This window comes from Pseudomonas saponiphila (assembly GCF_900105185.1).
Lineage (GTDB): Bacteria > Pseudomonadota > Gammaproteobacteria > Pseudomonadales > Pseudomonadaceae > Aquipseudomonas > Aquipseudomonas saponiphila.
The window spans coordinates 2,927,234-2,948,950 of record NZ_FNTJ01000001.1 but is presented as its reverse complement, the minus strand read 5'-3'; the positions used below and the strand labels follow the sequence as shown (position 1 = coordinate 2,948,950).

General features: G+C 65.1%; 13 protein-coding genes and 1 pseudogene. 8 read left to right on the top strand and 6 right to left on the bottom strand.

All coding sequences use genetic code 11. The features are described 5' to 3' along the window. Window positions 1-43 precede the first annotated feature (43 nt). The 3 genes and pseudogenes from BLV47_RS37015 to BLV47_RS13785 all read right to left on the bottom strand — a co-directional run. Window positions 44-358 (bottom strand): annotated as a pseudogene (locus BLV47_RS37015) (PAS domain-containing protein); the annotation flags it as partial. Between the two features lie 279 nt (window positions 359-637). After that, a complete protein-coding gene (locus BLV47_RS13790; protein ID WP_244168875.1) occupies window positions 638-5,092 on the bottom strand; it encodes a PAS domain-containing hybrid sensor histidine kinase/response regulator in 4,455 nt (1,484 codons plus the stop codon). A 46-nt stretch (window positions 5,093-5,138) separates the two neighbouring features. Continuing rightward, window positions 5,139-6,830: a putative bifunctional diguanylate cyclase/phosphodiesterase gene (locus BLV47_RS13785; RefSeq protein WP_092314397.1), complete on the bottom strand. Its 1,692-nt coding sequence runs from the start codon at window positions 6,828-6,830 to the stop codon at window positions 5,139-5,141. A 303-nt stretch (window positions 6,831-7,133) separates the two neighbouring features. On the opposite strand from BLV47_RS13785, the gene BLV47_RS13780 reads away from it, so the two are divergent. The 4 genes from BLV47_RS13780 (at window position 7,134) to dapA (ending at window position 10,253) form a co-directional block, all read left to right on the top strand. Next, a complete protein-coding gene (locus tag BLV47_RS13780) occupies window positions 7,134-7,673 on the top strand; it encodes a DUF3455 domain-containing protein (RefSeq protein WP_092314395.1) in 540 nt (179 codons plus the stop codon). Window positions 7,674-7,780: 107 nt separating this feature from the next. Continuing rightward, window positions 7,781-8,338: a sigma-70 family RNA polymerase sigma factor gene (locus BLV47_RS13775; RefSeq protein WP_409259101.1), complete on the top strand. Its 558-nt coding sequence runs from the start codon at window positions 7,781-7,783 to the stop codon at window positions 8,336-8,338. Next, window positions 8,335-9,039, top strand: coding sequence for an anti-sigma factor (locus BLV47_RS13770; protein ID WP_092314390.1), 705 nt, complete (start codon window positions 8,335-8,337; stop codon window positions 9,037-9,039). The genes BLV47_RS13775 and BLV47_RS13770 overlap by 4 nt, the downstream gene beginning before the upstream one ends. Window positions 9,040-9,389: 350 nt before the next feature. After that, a complete protein-coding gene (dapA, locus tag BLV47_RS13765; protein WP_092314388.1) occupies window positions 9,390-10,253 on the top strand; it encodes a 4-hydroxy-tetrahydrodipicolinate synthase in 864 nt (287 codons plus the stop codon). A gap of 154 nt (window positions 10,254-10,407) precedes the next feature. On the opposite strand, the gene BLV47_RS13760 is transcribed toward dapA, so the two are convergent. Both BLV47_RS13760 and nosR read right to left on the bottom strand, forming a co-directional pair. After that, window positions 10,408-11,064, bottom strand: a complete 657-nt coding sequence (locus BLV47_RS13760) for a ribonuclease T2 family protein (protein WP_092314386.1) — start codon at window positions 11,062-11,064, stop codon at window positions 10,408-10,410. Window positions 11,065-11,244: 180 nt separating this feature from the next. Further along, a complete protein-coding gene (gene nosR / locus BLV47_RS13755) occupies window positions 11,245-12,600 on the bottom strand; it encodes a response regulator c-di-GMP phosphodiesterase, NosR family (RefSeq protein ID WP_092314384.1) in 1,356 nt (451 codons plus the stop codon). A gap of 198 nt (window positions 12,601-12,798) precedes the next feature. Between nosR and BLV47_RS13750 the strand changes: the two genes are divergently transcribed. Genes BLV47_RS13750 through BLV47_RS13735 form a run of 4 tightly spaced genes read left to right on the top strand, consistent with a single transcriptional unit; the run spans window position 12,799 to window position 18,915 of the window. Then, the gene (locus BLV47_RS13750; protein ID WP_092314382.1) at window positions 12,799-14,715 is read left to right on the top strand and encodes a putative bifunctional diguanylate cyclase/phosphodiesterase; all 1,917 of its coding nucleotides are present in this window, start codon (window positions 12,799-12,801) and stop codon (window positions 14,713-14,715) included. Then, entirely contained in the window at window positions 14,712-15,698 is a 987-nt protein-coding gene (locus BLV47_RS13745) for a cytochrome-c peroxidase (RefSeq protein ID WP_092314380.1), read from the top strand. The genes BLV47_RS13750 and BLV47_RS13745 overlap by 4 nt, the downstream gene beginning before the upstream one ends. Next, window positions 15,695-17,509, top strand: coding sequence for a DAHL domain-containing protein (locus BLV47_RS13740; RefSeq protein WP_092314378.1), 1,815 nt, complete (start codon window positions 15,695-15,697; stop codon window positions 17,507-17,509). The genes BLV47_RS13745 and BLV47_RS13740 overlap by 4 nt, the downstream gene beginning before the upstream one ends. Continuing rightward, the gene (locus tag BLV47_RS13735) at window positions 17,497-18,915 is read left to right on the top strand and encodes an ATP-binding protein (protein WP_092314376.1); all 1,419 of its coding nucleotides are present in this window, start codon (window positions 17,497-17,499) and stop codon (window positions 18,913-18,915) included. Before BLV47_RS13740 ends, BLV47_RS13735 begins: the two co-directional genes overlap by 13 nt. A gap of 43 nt (window positions 18,916-18,958) precedes the next feature. Here the strand turns inward: BLV47_RS13735 and BLV47_RS13730 are convergent, their stop codons facing one another. Further along, window positions 18,959-21,529: a bifunctional diguanylate cyclase/phosphodiesterase gene (locus BLV47_RS13730; protein ID WP_092314374.1), complete on the bottom strand. Its 2,571-nt coding sequence runs from the start codon at window positions 21,527-21,529 to the stop codon at window positions 18,959-18,961. Window positions 21,530-21,717 lie beyond the last annotated feature (188 nt).

Sequence of the window (21,717 nt, the reverse complement as noted above, 5' to 3'; positions counted from 1 at the left end):
GCTCGGGCTTGACCCGCACCGACTCGTAGCCGGCAATCACGCCCTTGCTGAAGATCGGCGTGACATAGGCGTTGACCCAGTAGTGGTCACCGTTGTTGCTGCGGTTCTTGACGATGCCCATCCAGCTCTTGCCGTCCTTGAGGTAGGACCACATGTGCGCGAACACCGCTTCGGGCATGTCCGGATGGCGCACGATATTGTGCGGGCTGCCGATCAGTTCTTCCCGGCTGAAACCACTGACTGCGACAAACTCGTCATTGCAGTAGGTGATCTTGCCGTGAATATCGGTGGCGGAAATCAGCCGTTGTTCTGCGGGAAACACCAGCTCGCGCTGGGTCACAGGAAGATTGTTTCTCATCTAAAAAGCCTCGCAGGAAAGTGTTCATTTTCCATTCGGTATCAAATAAAGATTTCCGCATCCTGCGATGACTCGAAGACTTCCTCTGCTGACTTGCAGAACTTTCCAGAGCCAAGTGAATTACTGCAAATGGCCAATATTGATCCAGTCGGCGCAAGTTTAGATTCCGGCGTCAAAAAAAGTGTGAAAAATTCATCAAGCCATCCAACTTAGAGGGCAGAAAATCAAAGATTTTCTGATGTACATCAACAATTGAGAACCAAATAGAAAGCTTGCTTGCTAGTTGTTGAGAAGCATTCTTTGCAAGACACCCTGTGCCCGCGAAAACTCCATCCGCTGAACATGGGCCACAAACTCGTCGAAGGTTGTTCTATCGACCGGCAGCGCATGTTGCGCCAAGGCCTCAGTGAGCGTCAGGGCCTGCAAGTTGCTCTGGCGCAACAACGGCAGAATCTCTTGCAGGGCGCTCTGGAACACACCCAGGTCCAGGGGTTCTTGCAAGGCGTGGTCCCACTCTGGCGAGGCCCGCCCGAACTCCGCCTGCAAGCCCGCCAAGGTGCTGGCCAGTAATCGTTGCAGTTCATCCAGATGGCCCTCGGTGAGGGTCAGATGCAACACCGCGCCGTCGCGCAGGGACTGTTCCAGCACCGCGCAGCTCTGCGCGAAGCCACGCCCGCCGAGGTTGCCAGCAGCGCCCTTGAGGGTATGCAGCAGGTAGCAGGCATCCTTGGCATTGTCCTCGGCAAGACTCTGGCGCAGCCGTTCGAGCAGCTCTCCCAGCGTGGCCTCCGACCCCTCGAGCACTTGATTGAGCAAGTCACGGTTACCGCCAAAGCGTTCGAGAATCAGCGCCGGGTCCTCGATCAGGCCGGTGTCGGTTGAGGGCTCGGCAACCTGCGCCAGCCGCACCGCGCCACCGGTCCAGAACAACAGGCTGTTGACCAGCTGCGGCAGGTTGATCGGTTTGCCGACATGGTCATTCATGCCCGCTGCCAGGCAGCTCTGGCGGTCGGCCTGGGAGGCATTGGCGGTCATGGCAATGATCGGCAAGCGGGCAAAGCGCGCATCGGCACGGATCCGCCGGGTGGCTTCATAGCCGTCGATATCGGGCATCTGGATGTCCATCAGCACCGCGGCAAAGGGTTCCTCGGCTTCGAGAGTCATTTTCACCCCCTGCAGCCCGCCGCCGGCCAATTGCACCTGAGCCCCTTCCAGGGTCAGCAGTTCTCGGGCGATCTGTCGGTTCAGGACGTTGTCCTCCACCACCAGCAACCGCAGGCCACTGAGGCTGGAGCGCTGCGCGGGCGCCTTGGCCGGCGGCCCGTCGAGGGCCGCGGAGCGCTCGGTCAGCAGCGCCTGCGCCAGCTGCCGAGGGGTAAAGGGCTTGCTCAGGTAGTGAGCAAAGGGCGCCTCGGCGCTGTCCAGCCGGGCCAGCAGCGCAGTGGCATCGTGGTGACTCAAGATCACCACCGTCGGCGGCGCTTCCAGCCTCATGTCCTTGATCATTTGCGCGGCGTGCAGGCCGTCCATGTCCGGCATCAGCCAATCCAGCAAGACCAGATCGAAAGCCTCGCCCCGGGCTACAGCGGCATCCACGGCCGACAAGGCCTGAGCACCGCCGGTGGCGTGCTCGACGGTCCAACCGAAGCTGCGCAAGGTGCGCACATTCAGCTCCAGCGCCAGGGGGTGGTCATCCGCCACCAGCACTCGCAAGGCCTTGCCTCCTAGAGGCAGGGTCTGGGCGACACAGGCACCGTCCAGCCCCAGCTCCAGTTCAAAGCTGAAACAGCTGCCTGCGCCGAGCTGGCTGCGCACCTGCAACTGTCCGCCCATCAGCTGCACCAGGTGCTTGCAGATCGCCAATCCCAGGCCGGTGCCGCCAAAACGCCGAGTGGTCGAGGCTTCCGCCTGACGGAAACCTTCGAAAATCACCTGCAGGTGTTCGGCGCTGATGCCAATGCCGGTGTCGCTCACCGCCACTTGCAGACGCACGCTGTGCGCCCCCTGCTCAAGCAACTTCAGGCCCACCACCACCTGGCCCTCGGCGGTGAACTTCATGGCATTGCCCGCCAGGTTGATCAGCACCTGTTGCAGGCGCAGGCTGTCGCCCACCAGGTTCAGCGGCAACTGCGGGTCGAGATCGAAGATCAGCTCGATATCGCCCACGCCCTGATTGCCCGCCAGCACCACCGCCAGGTCACGCAGCAGTTGATCGAGGTCGAAGGGGTGTTCCTCCAGTTGCAACTTGCCGGCCTCGATCTTCGAGTAGTCGAGAATGTCGTTGAGCAGCCCCAGCAGAGACTTGGCCGCGGTCTGCGCCTTGGTCGCGTATTCCAGCTGGCGCGGCTCCAGGCCGGCCCGTTGCAGCAGTTGCAGCATCCCCAGCACGGCGTTCATCGGCGTGCGGATCTCATGGCTCATGTTGGCCAGGAACGAGGACTTGGCCTCGCTCGCGGCATCCGCCTGTTCCTTGGCGTAGAGCAGCCGGGACTCCAGCTCCCGTTGCGCGGTGATGTCCAGGTTGATCCCGGTCACCCGCAGCGCCTTGCCATCGGTGTCGCGCTCCACATAGGCCCCGGACTGGATGAAGCGCACCTGCCCGCTGGGACTGACCACACGAAAGATCGGATCGTAGACACCCTGGCCCGCCACCGCCTCTTCCAGCTTGCGCTGGGTCCGTTCCTGGTCCTGCGGATGCACCCGCTCCAGCCAGTGCTGATAGTTCAAACCGTTGCCGCGCAGCTCCAGCGGCTGCTCGTAGAGCTCGAACATGCGCTCGTTCCAGTCCAGCGAGTGGTCAGCGAGGGTCCAGGACCAGATCCCCAGCTTGGCCACTTTGGCGGCCATCAACAGTTGGTCGCGGGCCGTAGCCAGGGTCTGCTCCGCGGCCTTGCGCTCGGTGATGTCCACGGCGATGCCCAGGTAGCCGGTCAGTTGCCCACTTTCATCACGCAGGGCGCTGACCACCAGGGTCGCGGCGAAGTGCGAACCGTCCTTGCGCACCATGGTCCATTCGCGGGTTTGCGCGCCTTCGGTTTCCGCCTGCTGGACGAACACCCGAAAGCCTTCGATGGGTCGCTGATGCTGGGCACTGAGCTCGATGCCGCGCTGGCGGACTTCTTCCGGCAGGTGGATCACCTCCGGGGTGTGCAGCCCCACCATTTCCTCGGCCTGGTAGCCCGACAGCCGCTCCGCGCCACGATTGAACACGCGGATGATGCCATCGCGATCGGTGGCGATGATTGCCACCTGCGAGGCCGAGCGCAGCACGCTGGAGAGCAGCAGGTTGATTTGCCCCAGCTCGGCGGTGCGCGCTGCCACCTGGTCCTCCAGGCGTGCGTTGAGTTCGAGAATCCGCGCCTCGGCGGCTTTCTGCGCGGTGATGTCACGGACCGTCATCGAGGCGCCGATGACCTGGCCGCGCCGATCGAAAATCGGCGAAACGTTGACCGACACCGCCACCCGGCTGCCGTCCTGGCGCAGGCGCTGGGTATCGAATCCGTGCACCCGTTCGCCATGACGCAGCTTGTGCAGGATGTGCTGTTGTTCCAGCGCCAGCTCCGGCGGCACGATCAGGTCCTGGAACAAGCGGCCCCGCGCCTGTTCGGCGCTGTAGCCGAAAATCTCCTCGGCGCCGCGATTCCAGCTGGTGATGCGCCCCTCCAGGGTCTTGCCAATGATGCCGTCGGTGGAGCTTTCGACGATGGCCGCCAGCCGGGTCTGGTCACGGCGCAAACGGTTCTGCCGGTTGACCCCCAGGGCTATCACGGTGCCCACCACCGCCAGCAACAGGGTCAGCAGGCCGCCGATCCCCAGTACCCAGGCCGGCGCGGTCTGATGCAGCGGTTCGACGAAGCCCGGGCCCACGCTGAACTCGAAGGCCCAGCGCCGCCCGAACACCTGTTCCTCACGGGTACGCACGCTCAGCGTGTCCTTCAATGGCTGGGCCGAGCTGGCAAAAAAGCTCCCGGCGCCGGCGTCATCGCTGATGTCGCGCAACACCAGGCGCTGGCTGGCCGGGTCCAACGGCAAGTCCTTGAGCACCTCGTTCATCACCAGCGGCGCATAGGTCCAGCCCAGGGTCTGGGCCTCGCGCTGCGACGGCGAAGGCGGCACTTCGGCGCTGCGGTACACCGGCAGCAGGAACAGCAACGAGCCCATCACCGCGCCGGGTTCCTGGCGCAGCGACAAGGGCCCAGTCAACTGCGGCTCGCCGCTGTGCATGGCGGCCACGGCGGCCGCCCGGCGCACCGGCTCGGACGCCAGGTCCAGGCCCAGGGCCGACTGGTTCGGCGCCAGCGGCTCGATGTACTGCACCACGTAGCGATCACCGTGGTGGGGCTGCCATTGCTGCAAATGAAAGCCCGGCGCGCCATCGAGCTGTGCTGCGGCCAGGAACGAACGCTCATGCTCCTCGGGCACGCGCCGGACAAAACCGAAACCGTGGGCGCCGAAAAACTCCCCGTTCAGGTCCCGACCCTGGCTGTAGCGATGGAAGATTTCCCGGCTCACGCCGTCTTCACCGGCCGTGACAATCACCCCGCGGGCGCCGCGCAAACCGTATTGGTACAAGGTCACGCGCTCCAGCACGTGATGCACGGCGTCTTCGGCCGCCCGCGACACCGACTGTTCCAGCTGATGGGCGTTGCCCCGTGCCACCAGCCAGTAAACCGCGGCGGTGACGCTTATACCCAGGACACTGATCAGCGCCAGGTAGACACAGCCGATTTGCACAGAACGTCCAGGCTTCAAGGGCGATCCTCGTCGGGGGCGGCAGGGTTCAGGGCTGCGCCGGCAGGCGGCCCGCGGCCAGGTACTCAGTCATGTTGGGGTACGACAGCGGACGGCAGTACAGAAAGCCCTGCATCACGTGGCAGCCCTGGGCGGACAGGGCCCGGGCCTGTTCCTCGGTCTCCACGCCCTCAGCCACCAGTTGCAAACCCAGGGCCAGCCCCAGCTGGATGATGGCCCCGGTGATAGCCGCGTCGCTGGGATCGCTGATCATGTCCCGCACGAAACTCTGATCGATCTTCAGTACATCGATGGGCAAGCGCTTGAGATAGGCCAGGCTGGAATAGCCCGTGCCGAAATCATCGATGGCGATGCTCACCCCCAAGGCCTTCAAGTCGCTGAGCAAGTCACAGCTGCGCTCGCCGTCCACCAGCGCCAGGACCCCTTCGGTGATTTCCAGTTCCAGGGCCCGGGGTTCAATGGCGCTTTCCGCGAGGGCCTGCCTGACCAGATCGAGAAACTGCGGATCGGAAAACTGCAGCGGCGAGATGTTCACGCTGACGCTGATGGCATGCCCCTGTTCATTCCATTGGCGGATGGCCTGGCACGCCTGGCGCAACACCCAGCGCCCCAGGGGCACGATCAGCCCGCAATCCTCGGCCAGGGGAATGAACTCGGCGGGAGAAACCATCCTGCCGTGCTCATCGCGCAAACGCAGCAGGGCTTCGACGCCGACCACCCGCTGCAGGCGCAGGTCGACCTTGGCCTGATAGAACACCTCGAAGCGCTCCTGCTCCAGCGCGGTGCGCATCTCCCGTTCCAACTGATGCCGGGCACGCACCCGCTGATGGGTCGGATGGTCGAAGAAGCGGTACTGGCCGCGCCCCGCCTGCTTGGCCTGGTGCGCCGCGGCGTCGGCGTGCTGCAACAGGGACTCGGCGTCCAGGCTGTCATCGGGATAGACGCTGACGCCGATGCTGGCGGTCAGGTCATAGCGCGAAGGGCCGATCACCAGCGGCTGGGCGATGGCTTGCATGACCCGCTCGGCGCATTCGCTCAAGTCGTCCACGGCGTTCAGCTCGGGCACCAGCAGCATGAACTCATCGCCGCCCTGGCGGCTCAGGGTGTCGGTCAGGCGGCAGCAATGGCGCAGGCGCTGGGCGATTTGCTGCAGCACCGCGTCGCCTTCGCGATGGCTGCTGGTGTCGTTGATGACCTTGAAGTGGTCGATGTCGATCGACAGCAAGCCCACCAGCCCCTGGCCCGCGGCGGCCTGGCGAATGGCCTGTTCAGTGCGGTCGTGCAGCAACTGACGGTTGGGCAACTGGGTCAGGGGGTCGTAGTTGGCCAGGCGCCGGGACTCTTCGCCGAGCTTGATGTGGGCCTCGACCCGCGCCCGGGCGATGGGCACGTTGATCGGCTTTTGCAGAAAATCGGCGCCGCCCAGGCGCAGTGCGCGCAATTCGTGCTCGGTCTGGCGGTGCGAAGTGACGAAGATCACCGAGGCCTGGGACAGCCGCGGGTCGGACTTGATCAGCTCGCACACCGAATAGCCGTCCATGTCGGGCATTTCGATGTCCAGCAGAACAATGTCCGGATGGCATTGGCGGGCCACTTCCAGAGCCTGGCTTCCCTGGGTCGCGACATAGACCTCGCCCAGGTCCTGAAGCGCCTGGCCGAGTATCCGCAGGTCATTGACCTGATCGTCCACGATCAGAATGATCGGCTGGTGATTGAGCATCACACTGGTCCCTCTGTCCGGCTCCCTGAGATAAAACTCTCCCCCGGCCAGAAGAATCCTAGACCAAGATCCACGGCACAACGCCGCTACCTTGGTATAGATCGGCCAGCCGGCGCTGCTAAAGCGCTCAAGCCAATGAGACGCAGTTGCAGCTACTCGATCCATGCCCTGGATCGCCCGCAGCGGCTGAGATTTTGCTAAGCGAAATATTTTTTCTCGACCCTGCATCCAGATACCCGGCTCGGGGGTAGTTCCCATGACAGTCCTGAAAACTGCCGAACCTATCCCCAATGGAGAGCCACCATGCACGCCAGACACCGTCTTCTCTGCCTCAGCGCAACCTTGACCATCGCCTGCCTCGGCGCCCTGCCTGCGGCCCAGGCGCAGAGCGCATTACCCGACAGCATCAAGGTGCCGGACGGCCACAAAGTGGCCCTGGAAACCGTAGGCACCGGTGAAATCACCTACGAGTGCCGGGACAAGGCCAATGCACCGGGCGAGACCGAGTGGTTCTTCGTCGGCCCCAAGGCGGTGCTCAGCGATCGCAGCGGCAAGGTGCTGGGTGACTACTTCGGTCCACCGGCCACCTGGCAGGCCAGGGACGGCTCGAAGATCACCGGGACCCAGGTCGCCGTGGCGCCGTCCAGCCCCGGCAACCTGCCCTATCAACTGGTCAAGGCCAATCCGGCCGAGGGCAAGGGGCTGATGAGCGGCGTCAGTTACATTCAGCGAGTGGCCCTCAAGGGTGGCGTGGCCCCCGGCAGCGCGTGCACCGCCGCCAACAAGGGCGCCCGCGAAACAGTGAAATACCAGGCGGACTACATCTTCTGGGCAGCCCGCTGATTCGCTACGCAAGAGGCCAGGCCCGGCATTGGCAACTGGTCTACGCTGCTGACAGCCACCGCGCCGCCAGGCGGACGGTGGCCGTCATCTGTCGCAGGTAAATGCCCTTGTCACTACCCGAACCCCTGTTTGACCACGCAGGCTGTATCGCCGCTTGTGCCCGAGGTGAGCGCCAGGCCCTGGAAGCCCTCTATCACGAGGAAGGGCCACGGCTGCTCGGCGTCGCCAAACGCCTGGTACGCGACACGGCCCTGGCCGAAGACATCCTGCACGACGCCTTTATCCGAATCTGGCAAGGCGCAAGCGGTTTCGACCCCGAACGAGGCAGTGCCCGCGGCTGGATGTTCAGCATCACCCGGCATCTGGCGCTGAATTTTTTGCGGCGCCATGGCCGCGAGGTGCCGATTGAAGAACCTTATGCCGATCACCTGGAAACCCTTGACGGGGCGGCCATGAACCCGGCACCAGCCACCGCGCTGGCTGACGCCGGACAGCTTCAGCATTGCCTGGGGCAACTGCCCTCGCAGCGCCGCGAGTGCCTCCTGCTGGCCTATCTGGACGGTTATTCACACATCGAGATTGCCGCCAGGATGGCCACCCCGCTGGGGACGGTCAAAGCCTGGATCAAGCGCAGTCTCAGTGCTTTGCGCGAGTGCCTGGGATGAATATCGGCCCACGGGACGACAGCGATCCCGCGCTCCAGGCCCTGGCCAGTGAATATGTCCTGGGCACCCTGGACGCCGAACAACGTCGCCTGCTCGAACAGCGCCTGCCCCATGAGCCCGCCCTGCGCGACGCCGTGCAAAGCTGGGAACAACGCCTGCATCCACTCACCGCGTTAGCCGCTCCGGTCACGCCGTCGCCCTGGCTTTGGCGGCGCATCGAACGCAGCCTGGAGCAAGAGCCGGCCTCTTCCAGCAACCGCAGGCGCTTCAACCCCCTGGCGCTGTGGCGCGGATTGGCCGCTGCCGGCCTGGCTGCCAGTGTCCTGTTGGCCAGCCTGCTGATGCTGCGCCCCACCCCAGCGCCCAGTTACCTGGTGGTGCTGGTCGCCCCCCAGGACAAATCGCCCGGCTGGGTGGTGCAAGCCAATGACACCCGGGAGTTGCAGTTGATTCCACTGGGCAGCATCGAGCTGCCGGCGGACAAGGCCCTGGAGTTCTGGACCAAGGCCGACGATTGGCAGGGCCCGGTGTCTCTGGGACTGGTCAAGCCCGGCCAGCCGCTGCGCGTGCCGCTGGATCACCTGCCGCCCCTGCAAACCAATCAATTGTTCGAACTGACCCTGGAGGACCGCCAAGGCTCGGCGCTTGGCAGGCCCACCGGCCCGGTGCAGTTCATTGGTCGCGCGGTAAAAACCCTGTAGCCAGGACAAAACCAGCCTCGACCCGGCGTGGCCAGCCCCAGGCCAGCGAGCCGTGTTCGAGGATTGACAAAGCCCGCGCCGGCTTTTAAAACTGTGCGCCTGATTTCAGAGTCTGCCCCAGCCATGTCCCAAGCCCCGACCCTCGATTCTCGCGCCATTGGCCTGCTGGCCAAGGTCGGGACCTGGGTGGCTTGCACCTCTAAATCGAAGAAACAGTCGCTCATGTGACCGGGGCGCTGTGTCCCGTCAGATGAGCTGACAGGACATCAAGCGCAACGGACCTCCCCCCTGCTTACCGCCCTTCTACTCTTCTGACGACGACCCGACGGTCAACCTTCAGGAGAACACGCATGTCATCGTTTCAAGGTATCTGGGTCCCCATCGTCACCCCGTTCCACCAGGACGCCATCGACTTTGCCGCCCTGCGCCGGCTCAGCGCCCATCTGCTGGAAAGCGGCGTGGCGGGGCTGGTGGTCTGTGGCACCACCGGCGAAGCCGCGGCCCTGGACAAGGACGAGCAACTGGCGGTGCTCGATGCGGTGCTCGAACAGGCCCCGGCCGGGCGCGTCATCATGGGCCTGGCGGGCAACAACCTGAAATCGCTGCTGAGCCAGCAGCGGGAAATCCTCAAGCGCCCGGTGGCAGCCCTGCTGGTGCCCGCGCCCTACTACATCCGGCCCTCCCAGAGTGCCCTGGAAAGCTTCTTCCACAGCATCGCCGATGCCTCCAGCGTGCCGCTGATCGTCTATGACATTCCCTATCGCACCGGGGTCAACCTGGACAAGGACACCCTGCTCAACATCGTTCGCCATCCGCGGATCGCCGCGGTCAAGGACTGTGGCGGCAACCTGGACAAGACCCTGGCGCTGCTGGCCAGCGGCGCGGTGCAGGTCCTCTGCGGCGAGGACCTGCAACTGTTCAATGCCCTGTGCCTGGGGGCCTGCGGCGCCATTGCGGCCGCGGCGCACATTCGTCCGGAATTGTTCGTGCAGTTGCAGCGCCAGGTCATGGACCAGCAACTGGAAGCGGCCAGAGCCAGCTTCCGGCAACTGGTGCCGTTGATTCAGGCGCTGTTCGCCGAACCCAACCCGGCGCCGGTGAAGGCCCTGCTGGCCCATCAGGGCTTGATCGGGCCACAGCTGCGCGCGCCGATGCAGGCATGCAGCGCCGAAACGGCCGCCCACCTGCAAAACCTGCTGGCCGGCCTGCCCTGAAGGGCACCTCCCCCGCTGCGTAGGAGCCGGGGTGCCGGCGAAGAGGCGCGCAGGCCTTGTATTGGCCTTGCGCACGCTTTCGCTGGCGAGCCAGCTCCTACGGGCCGGTGGCGCGGCAATCCCGCCTGCCGAGCGCTGCGGCGCGCGGAGACTGTCAGCGGATCGGCGGGATACGGATGTCGCCGGCCCGACACTGGGTCTTCACCCCTTTGCCGCACGGACCGAACTCCAGGTCCCGGGTCAGGCACACCCGCACCTCGGACAGCTCGGGGCCGCTGCAGAGAATGGCGATGCCGTTTTCCGCGATCCCCGGGTTGCTCTGGCGAAACTGCTGGGCAATCTGTTTGGCTTCCAAGTAGCGCACGGTGGTCGAAGGCTGCAGCGCTTGCGGGATCTGCACCGTCGCCAGCGCCTTGTCCGCCGCGTCCAGGTAACCCATGCCCCCCAGGCCGCTGCAGGTGCCGTGCTTGGTCCACTCATGGTTCATCAGCTTGGCGGTGGGAAACAGGGTCAGGCCCTTGGCCCGCTCTTGCTGGGTCAATGGGGTCAGGGGTGGACAGGACTCGGGCCAGCCGCCCTTGGCGTATTGCGGCCACAGGCCGTGGAGGACAAACCCATAGCCCTTGCCCGAGCACTGTTCGTTCTCCGGATGCATCAGGCAGAAGGTCGGCGACCAGGACAAGGTCAGCAGGTAATAGTCGAAGGTGCCCGCCACCGAGTCCCGTTGCTGCCTGGGCTGGCGGGCGTCGCTGATGCCCACCAGCCCCAGGGTCAGCACCAGGGTCGCCATCAGGGCAATAAACTTTTTCATCGTGACCTCTCCTTGAGGAATCGGATCGTCCCGGCCCCGCCATCGGGGTGGAGCCGACAGAAAACCGCTCCACCTTCTTGGCATGCCGGGGTTGCAGGAACATGACATGCGCCGCGCCTGTCCCGGCAATGCCGGTCAGGCGCGGCGGCGACAATACAACAGACGAGCGCCCAGGCGCGATCAGCGGTCGACATCCAGTGCCGCGACCTGCTCGGGCACGCTGACAAACACGCTGTAATGCGCACCCTCCATGGCCTCGAAGGCGATCAGCTTGTGCACCAGCGGTTCGCTGAGCACCTTGCCGGCATTGAGCAGCAGCATGCCGTTGTCGGCATTGAGGTTGCGACGCAGGACCATCCCGGCCTGCAATTCCCGGGTGCCCACGACCCTGACGCTCGGATCGTCGACGGTCACGTCGCTCAGATAGGCGGCGCAGACCCGGACAAAGCTCTCCACCAGCTCGGGGTCGTACAGCCGACCGGCGTACTTGCGGATGAACAGCAGGGCTTCGTCGCTGTTCATGTGGCGCTCCAGGATCAGCCCGCACTGCAACTCGATGAAATCCACCGCCAGCTTGAGCAGGCGCGAGCCCCAGGGAATCGCCTCGCCCTTGAGGTGCCGGGGAAAACCGCTGCCATCCCAGCGCTCCTGGTGATGCAGGATCAGGCGTGCCGCGTCCTGCATCGGCTCCAGGGCCATCAGCACCGACTCGCTCTGCTCGGGATAGGCCCGATAGCGCTCCCGTTCGGTGTGGCGCAACAGGTCCGCGGGGGCGACCAGCATGGCATCGCTCCAGCTCAGCTTGCCGATGTTGTACAGGGCCGCGGCCATGGCTAGGTCGCGGCTGGCGCTTTCATCCAGGCCATGGGCTTTGCAATAGGCGCGCACCAGCTCGATGATCTTGCGGTTGGTCTGCTTGTCCGGCGGCAGGCGCAGGTTGGCCAGCAGCGAGAACACCTCGGTGGCGGTGACATAACTGTGCTTGAGCTCCTCATAGGCCAGGTCCAGCATGTCGGCGGTCTGCTGCAGCTCTGCGGTGCGCGACGCCACCCGCTGTTCCAGCCCGGCATTGCTGGCCTTGAGCTGGCGGTTCTGCTCCAGCACCAGCTGCTGCAGGCGCTTGAGTTCACGTTCCGCCTGCTGCTGCTCCAGCCCCTGACGCAGAATCAGCAGCAGTTCCTCGTCATTCCAGGGTTTGCTCAGGTACTGGTGGATCTGCCCCTGGTTGACCGCGTTGATGATGGTGCTCACATCGGCGTAGCCGGTCAGCAGAATGCGCCGTGTTCCCGGATAGCCCTCGCGCACCCGGGCCAGCAAGGTGGCGCCGTCCATGTTGGGCATGCGCGCGTCGCTCATCACCAGGTCAACCGGACGCTGGGCGAGGATTTCCAGGGCCCTGGCGCCGCTGTCGGCCAGCACCACGTCATAGGGTTGGCCGCGCAGCAGGCGCCGCAGGCTGTTGAGAATCGATTCTTCGTCATCCACCAGCAACAGGCAGGGACGCCGGCCAGGTTCGACGGACTGCGGCTCTTCCATGTGATGAGTCTCCCGGTGATCCTGCAGGTTGGCCGGCGCCCCAGAGAGGCTACCGGCCAACTGCTCGATTGTTGTGGCAATCCTAGTCAGCTTTTGCTTTCGCGCTCTGCTCCAAAGTAAAAAAAACCTCCACCCGCGCAGAACACAGTGACTATGCTCACAGCGTTGAACGCACGCTCAGGGCACTAGGGACGGTCTATGGATACTGGCTGCGACCCACAGACAACCGCGCAAGACGCCCCGGGCCCGCCCTTCGCGCGGGTCAACCGGCGAGTGCTGATCGTCGATGACAGCCCCGAGATCCACCAAGACTTCTACAAGATCCTCGCCCCCCGGCTGGAAGCGGACCGGGGCCAGCTTGAGGAGCAGTTGTTCGGTCGCCCCGAGTACCGCCCCGCACCGACCTTCAGCCTGGATTCGGCGTTCCAGGGCCGCGAAGCCCTGGCCAAGGTCGAGGCGGCCCTGGCCCAGGGCACGCCTTATGCCATGGCCTTCATCGACATGCGCATGCCGCCGGGCTGGGACGGCCTGCAAACCATCGAACAGCTGTGGCTGGCCGACCCCGAGCTGCAGATCGCCCTGTGCACCGCCTACTCCGACTACTCCTGGGAAGCCCTGGCCGAGCGCCTGGCCTTCGGTGATCGTCTGCTGATTCTGAAAAAGCCCTTCGACAGCCTGGAAATCCGCCAGATGGCCAGTGCCCTGACCTGGAAATGGCAGATGGCCCAGGATGCGCGGCACAAGCTCGACGATCTGCAGCGGGCTATCGAGGAGCGGGTCGCCGAGCTGCTCAAGGTTTCGCACCTGCTGCACTACGACGTGCTCACCGGGCTGCCCTCCAGCACCCTGCTGGGCGATCGCCTGAGCCAGGCCATGGCCCGGGCCCGGCGCTATGGGCAACAGCTGGCGGTGCTGTTCCTGGGCCTGGACCGCTTCAAGCGGATCAACCAGGCCCTGGGCTACCCGACAGGCGATGAACTGCTCAAGCGCATCGCCCAGGCCCTGCAGCAAAGCATGCGCGAGTCGGACTCGGTGTTCCGCTACGGCTCCGACGAGTTCGTGGTGCTGCTGCATGACCAGCAGCCGCCGCCCCAGGTGCGCAGCATCGCGCACAAACTCCTGGCCACGGTGAGCCAGGTGCATGACATCGCCGGGTACGACCTGCAGGTCACCGCCAGCCTGGGAATCAGCCTGTATCCCGAGGATGGCCAGGATGCCCTGACCCTGATCAAGAAGGCCGAGATGGCCATGCGCAACAGTAAGGACCAGGCACCGGGCAGCTACGGCTTCTTTACCGAGGACATGACCCACCGGGCCCGGGAACAGCAGCACCTGGAGTCAGGCATTCGCCAGGCCCTGGAACATCGGGAGTTTGTGTTGCACTACCAGCCAAAAATCCACCTGGCTTCGGGCCAGGTAGTGGGTGCCGAAGCGCTGATCCGCTGGTTCAGCCCGCAACGGGGCTGGGTCAGCCCGGCCCGGTTCATCCCGGTGGCCGAAGACAGCGGCCTGATCAACGCCGTCAGTCAGTGGGTGCTGGGCGAGGCCACCCGCCAGTCCAGCGCCTGGCAACAGGCCGGGCTCGCACCGATCCGCCTGTCGGTCAACCTCTCGGCCAGCGATTTCCGCCAGCCGCAGTTGCTCGCGCAGTTGCACCGCGCTCTGCAGGACAGCGGCCTGGACCCGACCTTGCTGGAGCTGGAAATCACCGAAGGGGTATTGATGCAGAACGTCGAGGCGACCCTGGCCATCCTGCTGGCCATCAAGAACCTGGGGGTGCGCCTGGCGGTGGACGATTTCGGCACCGGCTACTCCTGCCTCAGCTACCTGCGCAAGTTCCCGTTGGACGTACTGAAGATCGACCAGTCCTTCGTCCACGGCCTGAGCCACAACCCCAAGGACGCGACCCTGGTCAGCGCCATCATCCAGTTGGGACGCAACCTCAACCTGAACGTGATTGCCGAAGGGGTGGAGACAGAGCAGCAACTGGCCTTTCTCAACCAGCAGGGCTGCGAGGAAGGCCAGGGCTACTACTTCAGCAAGGCCTTGCCCGCGGCAGACTTCGCCCGCTTCCTGCAAGAGCGGGCCAGCCCCGCGGCAGAGGACCAGCCATGAACCGCGCAGCCCTTGCCCGCCGCCTGCGGCGTTGCCACCTGGGCGTGGCGCTCTGGTGCTTGCTCGGCATCGCCCTGCCCGCCATCGCGGCGCCCCTGGACGAACCCCTCAAGCCCCTGCCCGCGCCCCCCGACCTCGACCCCAGGCGCGTGGAACTGGGGCGCCGACTGTTCAACGAGCCGCGCCTGTCCCAGGACCACAGCCGCTCCTGCGCCAGCTGCCACCGGCTGGACCAAGGCGGCGCCGACAATCAGGCCAAGTCCCTGGGCATCAAGGGCCAGCTGACCCTGGTCAATGCCCCCAGCGTGTTCAACGCCGCGTTGAACTTTCGCCAGTTCTGGGACGCCCGCGCCGTCACCCTCGAAGCGCAGATCGACCAGGTGGTGCAAAGCCCGATCGAGATGGGCAACAACTGGCCCAACCTGCTGCGCACCTTGAGTGAGGACCCCGACTACCGCCAGAGCTTCGCCCAGCTGTACCCGGATGCGCTGACCGCGGCCAACGTGCAGGACGCCCTGGCCAGCTACGAACGCACCCTGCTCAGCAGCGGCTCGCGCTTCGACCAGTACCTACAAGGCAACACCGAGATCCTCAGCCTGGACGAGAAATACGGCTACCAGCGCTTCAAGGACTACGGCTGCATCGCCTGCCATCAAGGGGTCAATATCGGCGGCAACATGCTGCAGAAGTTCGGCGTGATGGGCGACTATTTCGCCGCTCGGGGCAACCCCACCGAGGCCGACCTGGGGCGCTTCCTGATCACCGGCGACGAGCAGGACCGCAACGTCTTCAAGGTCCCCAGCCTGCGCAACGTGGCGGTGACCGCGCCCTACTTCCACGATGGCTCGGCGCAGACCCTGGAGCAGGCGGTGGAGGTGATGTTCAAGTACCAGCTGGGCCGGACCCCGAGCCCCCAGGACACCGGCCTGATCGTCAAGTTTCTCAAGACCCTGACCGGGCAATGGCAGGACAAGCCCCTATGAAGCGGCCCCGCCTGCCCGTCACCCTGTTCACCCTGCTGATCCTCGGCCTGGTCCTGGCGCTGGCGTTCCTCTACCTGAAGACGGTCATCGGCCAGACGGCGAACTACGCCCTGTCCCGGGACCTGATCGGTCACATCAAGCAACTGAACGCCCAGTGGGAAACCGAGGTGCTCAAGTCCCGCATCGCCATCACCCATGACTACGATCCCCTGGTGCTGCCGGTGCAGCAGATCAATCGACTGTGGAGTCGCTTCGATCAGGTGTCGCAGCAGGAGCATGTAGACCCCCAGGGATGGCAGGCCAGTCATCAGGCCTTTCTCGCCGCGTTCCAGGAAAAGGCCGACCTGGTGGAGCGCTTCAAGTCCCACAACTCGGTGCTGCGCAACTCCCTGGCCTTCCTGCCCACCGCCGAGGACGACATCCAGGTCCGCCTGGCCGGTCTGGATGACGCCCAGCGCCTGGCACAGCAGAGCATCGCCATCGACACCTACGACCTGCTGCTCAGCAGCCTGGAGTTCGCCCAGGTGTCCAGCGACGACAAGGCCGCCGACATTCTGGTGGGGCTGAACAAGCTGGCGGTGAACAAGCAACGCCTGCCCGAGGCCATGCACGAGCCGGTGGAAATCCTCAGCAACCACGTCTCGGTGATCCTGCGCGAACAGCCGATGGTCAACCAGCTGCTGGAGAAAATCACCTCGATCCCGGTGGCCCAGCGCCTGGACGAGATCAACGCCCAGCTCAACAGCGACCAGCTCCAGGCCGACCTGCAGGACCAGAAGTCCCTTCAGTACTTGCTGGTGTTCTCGACGCTGCTGGTGCTGTTGATCCTCTATCTGGTGTTCCACCTGCTGCGCAGCTACGGAGTGATCCGCCGGGTCAACACCGCCCTGCAGAGCGCCAATGAACACCTGGAGCAACGGGTCGAGGAACGTACCCACGAGCTCAAGGAAGCCCAGAGCGAACTGCTGCACGCCGCGCGCCAGGCGGGCATGGCGGAAATCGCCACCAATGTGCTGCACAACGTCGGCAACGTGCTCAACAGCGTGAACATCTCCAGCGAACTGCTGGGCCGCACCCTGCGCTCCAGCAAGGCCCAGGGCCTGGGCAAGGCGATGCAACTGATCAACCAGCACCAGGGCGACCTGGGGCAGTTCTTCACTGAAGACGAAAAGGGCAAGCTGCTCCCCGGCTACCTCAACCAGCTGGTAGAGGCCATCGCCAGCGAGCAACAGGGCATGAGCGACGAGCTGGCCCAGCTCGGGCGCAGTATCGATCACATCAAGGAAATCGTCGCCACCCAGCAGTCCTATGCCGGCGCCTCGCGGCTGGTCGAACCCCTGCGGGTCAACGAACTGATCGACGACGCCCTGCGCATGAACTCCGGGGCCCTGGTCCGGCACCAGGTCACGGTGGTCAAGGACTACGCCGAAGTGCCCGAGGTGATGGGCGACAAGCACCGCATGCTGCTGATCCTGATCAACCTGATCAGCAACGCCAAATACGCCATGTCCGACCTCGACGAGCAGTCCCGCACCCTGACCATCCGCGTCCGGGTGCTGGAGGGCCGGACCCTGCGCATCCAGGTTCAGGACCAGGGCGAAGGCATCGCCGCCGAAAACCTCACGCGGATCTTTGCCCACGGATTCACCACCCGCAAGGAGGGCCACGGCTTCGGCCTGCACAGTTGCGCCCTGGCCGCCATGGAGATGGACGGCCAGCTCAGCGTGCACAGCGACGGGCCGGGACTGGGCGCCACCTTCACTCTGGACATCCCGCTGATCGACGCCGAGAACCCCACATGGACTCACTGATCAACCGCCGGATTCTGCTGATCGACGACACCCCCGCGATCCACGAGGACTTTCGCAAGATCCTCACGCCGCAGACGGACAACGCCGGCCTCGACGATCTGGAGGCGCAGCTGTTCGGCGCCCCGACCCGCTCCCGCCAGCAGCCCTTCGAACTGGACTCGGCCTACGGCGGCGAGGAAGGCTTGAACAAGGTGACCCAGGCCCTGGCGCAGCAGCGCCCCTATGCCCTGGCGTTCGTCGACATGCGCATGCCCCAGGGCTGGGACGGGGTGCAGACCATCGAACGGCTGTGGCAGGCAGACCCGCGCCTGCAGGTGGTGGTGTGCACCGCCTACTCCGATTATTCCTGGGAAGACCTGCTGGAGCGCCTGCAAGGCCACGACCGCCTGCTGATCCTGAAGAAGCCCTTCGACAATATCGAAGTCCAGCAGATGGCCAGCACCCTCACCAGCAAGTGGGAAATGACCGCCCGAGCCCTGCTGCAGATGCATCACCTGGAGGACCTGGTAGCCCGGCGGACCGCGGACCTGGAGCGTGCCGGAACCGCCCTGCAACAGGAAATCGACGAGCGCAAGCAACTGGAGAACCAGCTGGTGCAGTCGGAAAAACTCGCCTCCCTCGGGCAACTGGCCGCGGGCGTGGCCCACGAGATCAACAACCCCATCGGCTTCGTCGCCTCCAACCTCGGCAGCCTGGGCGGTTATCTGCAACAGATCGGCCAGATGCTCAGCGCCTACCGCCAGAGCGAAGAAGCCATCGCCGCACCGGAAGTGCGCAAGCGCCTGCAAAGCCTGCGGGAAAGCATCGACCTGGACTTTCTCCAGGAAGACATCCCGCTGCTGATCAAGGAGTCCAGGGAGGGCATCGGCCGGGTCGAGCAGATCGTCAAGGACCTGAAGAACTTCTCCCGGGTCGACAGCGATCAGCAATGGCAACTGGCGGACCTGCAACAGGGCATCGATTCGACCCTGAACATCGTCGCCAACGAGATCAAGTACAAGGCCGACCTGGTCAAGGACTTCCACGAGCTGCCGCCGATCGAGTGCCTGCCCTCCCAGCTCAATCAGGTGGTGATGAACCTGGTGGTCAACGCCGCCCAGGCCATCGGGCCGGAACGCGGCACCATCACCCTGCGCAACGGCGTGGACGGCGAGCATGTCTGGCTGGAGGTCAGCGACACCGGCTGCGGCATCGATGCGCAGCACCTGCAGAAGATTTTCGACCCCTTCTTCACCACCAAGCCGGTGGGCAAGGGCACCGGCCTGGGGCTGTCGCTGTCCTACGGGATCGTCAAGAAACACGGCGGGCAGATCAGTGTCCGCAGCCAACCGGGGGTCGGCAGCACCTTTCGCGTGGAACTGCCGATCCGCCAGGTCCCCCAGGCAGCGGCCGGCGAAGTGGACTGAAGCGCCGCGCCCCTCCCTGGCCAAAGACCCGGCCCCCCTGCCCTCAGCTCATCGAGCTTCCGGCCCGGGGCGCCTGGGCGCAGAGTTGCAACAGGGCATCGGCGTCCAGGGGCGGGCTCAGGTGCCGCCCCTGGACCTCATCGCAGCGAATGTCACGCAACGCGGCGAACTGCTCCGGGGTATCCACCCCTTCGGCGAGCACTTTCAGGCCCAGGGCATGCCCCAGGTCGACGATCGCCTGGACGATCGAGCGACCGGCCGGACTGCGACCCAGCCCGGCCACCAGACCGCTGTCGATCTTCAGGCCGTCCAGGGGATAGGTCCGCAGGTCCTGCAACGCCGAACAGCCACTGCCGAAATCGTCCAGCAGCAGTTGCACCCCAAGAGCCTTGAGCCCGCCCATGATGTCCTGCACCTGGCGCCCGTCGTCCAGCAGCGTCTTGTCGGCCACCTCCAGCACCAGACGCGAGGGAGCCAGCCCGCTCTGACCGAGCACCGAGCGGATCCTGGCCACCAGCTGGCCGCGCTGGAACTCGCAGGCCGACAGATTCACCGCCAGTTGCAGGTGTTCGGGCCAGCCGCGGGCGGCACGACAGGCCGCGTGCAGCACCCAGTTGCTCAGCGGCAGGATCAGCCCGGTGTCCTCGGCGATGGGCATGAACACCTCGGGCCCCAGCAGCCCGCGCCGCGGGTGCTGCCAGCACACCAGCACCCCGGCGCCCAGCCATTGGCCGTCGGCCAGCCGATAGCGCGGCAGGAACTGCAGGCGCAACTGATCCTGGTCGATGGCGTGACGCAGGTCGCGCTCCAGACCGCGGCGCTCGATGATCCGCGCATTCATGTCAGCGGCATAGAAACGCCAGGTGCTGCGCCCCGCCGCCTTGGCCTCGTACAGGGCCATGTCGGCATAGCGCAGCAGTTCCTCGGCCTGGCTGGCATCGTCCGGGGCCCGGGCGACACCGATGCTGGCACTGATGAAGACCTCGTGCTCGGCAATGTAGAACGGCTCCTCGATACGCTGGATCAAGCGTCGGCACAGGCCGTCGATGTCCAACTGGGCCATCTGCCCGGGCACCACCAGCACGAATTCGTCGCCACCGACCCGAGCCACCAGGTCCTCGCTGCGCAGGCAGTGGGACAGGCGCTGGGACACCTCGTGCAGCACCTGGTCGCCGGCGGCATGCCCCAGCAGATCGTTCACCGGCTTGAAGCGGTCGAGATCGACACTGAGCATCAACAGCGGCTCCTGCAGCACCCGCAGAGCCGACAGCCGACCTTCAAGGTACTCGCGCATGCGCATGCGATTGGCCAGACCGGTGAGTGCATCGTGCTGGGACAGGTATTCGATGCGCCGCCGGGCCGCGACCTCCTCGGTGATATCGCTGGCGGTGCCACGGTAACCGCCGCCGTCCATGGCCCGTACCGACAGGCGGCAGACTCGCGGTCGGCGCTGACCGTCCAGGTAGGCGCATTGCAGGATGCTCTGGGAACGCCGCTGCGAGGCGCTCAGCCAGTTGCGCAGCGATCCCTGCTCGGCGCTCAGCAGTTCATGCATCGGCCGTCCCAGGGCGGCCTCTCGGGACAGGCCGGTGACGGCCTCGAAGCGCTCGGACAGGTAGGTGAAGCGCAGTTGCGGATCCACTTCCCAGATCCAGTCGGAAGCGGCTTCGGCAACATCGCGAAAACGCTCTTCGCTGGCCTCCAGCGCCCCCCGACTGCTGCGCAGGGCCTGGACCTGATCATCGATGAGCCGCGCCGCCACTGCGGAGCGCCGCAGCAGCAGGATCGCCATCAGGCCCACCAGCAGCCCGGCCAGCAGCAACAGCGGGATCACCAACACCAGCAACTGGTGCCCCGGTCGCGCCGGCTGCCAGTGCAGGGTTCCGGCACCGTTGGGCAGGCTCAGGGTCGGCTGCGGGCCCGGAGCCCCGGCGGCGACCTGCTGCAAGCGCTCGACGCCCGCCTCACGGCCCAGCACCAGCAAACGGCTCGAATCCAGCCACACAACGAACACCAGCACCGACTGCGGACCGCCATCGACCTGCACTTGCGGATCGCTGCCCGGGCTCAGCACGCTGGTGAACACCAGCGCCGGTGTCCCGCCGATCGCGTGATAACGGCTGAAGACCTTGCCATCGGGCGCCTGGCGCACCTGCGCCAGCCAGGGTTGCAGCGCATCGCCGAACCAGTCCCGGGCATCCATCGCCTGCAGGCGACCGGCCACCAGCGCGTAGGCCGTGCGACCCGCCGGGTCGATGACGAACACCCCGTCAAAACCCAGGTCGCGGTACAGGGACGGGCCGAAGTTGCGCCGGGTGTAGGCCCAGTCCGGATCGACCTTCAGGTGCAGGTGCTGATAGGCATCGCCCCATTGCGCATAGTCCTTGACGGTGCGACGGGCATGGTTTTTCAGCGATTGCAGGGCCTGTTCGATTTCCAGGCGGTTGTGCTGCTCGGCGGCCAGGTTCTGGTCGAGGGCGATGTACACCAGCAACACGCCGGTGAAGATGAACAGCGCCAACAGCAATCCCGAGCATCCGAGCAAGGTGGCGCGGGCCAGCGCCTGATTCGAGATACTGCGCACCGGCGTCAGATCAAGACCTGGGTTTTCCATAGTGCTCCAAGCGCCATAGCGAAAAACCGACCCGTGTGCTCCAAGCCCACGCGGCCTGAGATGAAGCTCCTGCTTGCCTATTAGACGATAGACAGTATTTCCCCCCCGAGCCTGAAGAAAAGCCGGGGAGGAAATCTGTGCAGCCATGGCGAAGGGGGTCAGGGAATGCCGCCGGCGACCGGGCAACG

Coding starts and splice junctions, on each gene's coding strand:
- BLV47_RS13785 (WP_092314397.1), bottom strand. CDS start 6,830: ATGCTCAATCACCAGCCGATCATTCTGATCGTGGACGATCAGGTCAAT.
- BLV47_RS13780 (WP_092314395.1), top strand. CDS start 7,134: ATGCACGCCAGACACCGTCTTCTCTGCCTCAGCGCAACCTTGACCATC.
- BLV47_RS13770 (WP_092314390.1), top strand. CDS start 8,335: ATGAATATCGGCCCACGGGACGACAGCGATCCCGCGCTCCAGGCCCTG.
- dapA (WP_092314388.1), top strand. CDS start 9,390: ATGTCATCGTTTCAAGGTATCTGGGTCCCCATCGTCACCCCGTTCCAC.
- BLV47_RS13760 (WP_092314386.1), bottom strand. CDS start 11,064: ATGAAAAAGTTTATTGCCCTGATGGCGACCCTGGTGCTGACCCTGGGG.
- nosR (WP_092314384.1), bottom strand. CDS start 12,600: ATGGAAGAGCCGCAGTCCGTCGAACCTGGCCGGCGTCCCTGCCTGTTG.
- BLV47_RS13750 (WP_092314382.1), top strand. CDS start 12,799: ATGGATACTGGCTGCGACCCACAGACAACCGCGCAAGACGCCCCGGGC.
- BLV47_RS13745 (WP_092314380.1), top strand. CDS start 14,712: ATGAACCGCGCAGCCCTTGCCCGCCGCCTGCGGCGTTGCCACCTGGGC.
- BLV47_RS13740 (WP_092314378.1), top strand. CDS start 15,695: ATGAAGCGGCCCCGCCTGCCCGTCACCCTGTTCACCCTGCTGATCCTC.
- BLV47_RS13735 (WP_092314376.1), top strand. CDS start 17,497: ATGGACTCACTGATCAACCGCCGGATTCTGCTGATCGACGACACCCCC.
- BLV47_RS13730 (WP_092314374.1), bottom strand. CDS start 21,529: ATGGAAAACCCAGGTCTTGATCTGACGCCGGTGCGCAGTATCTCGAAT.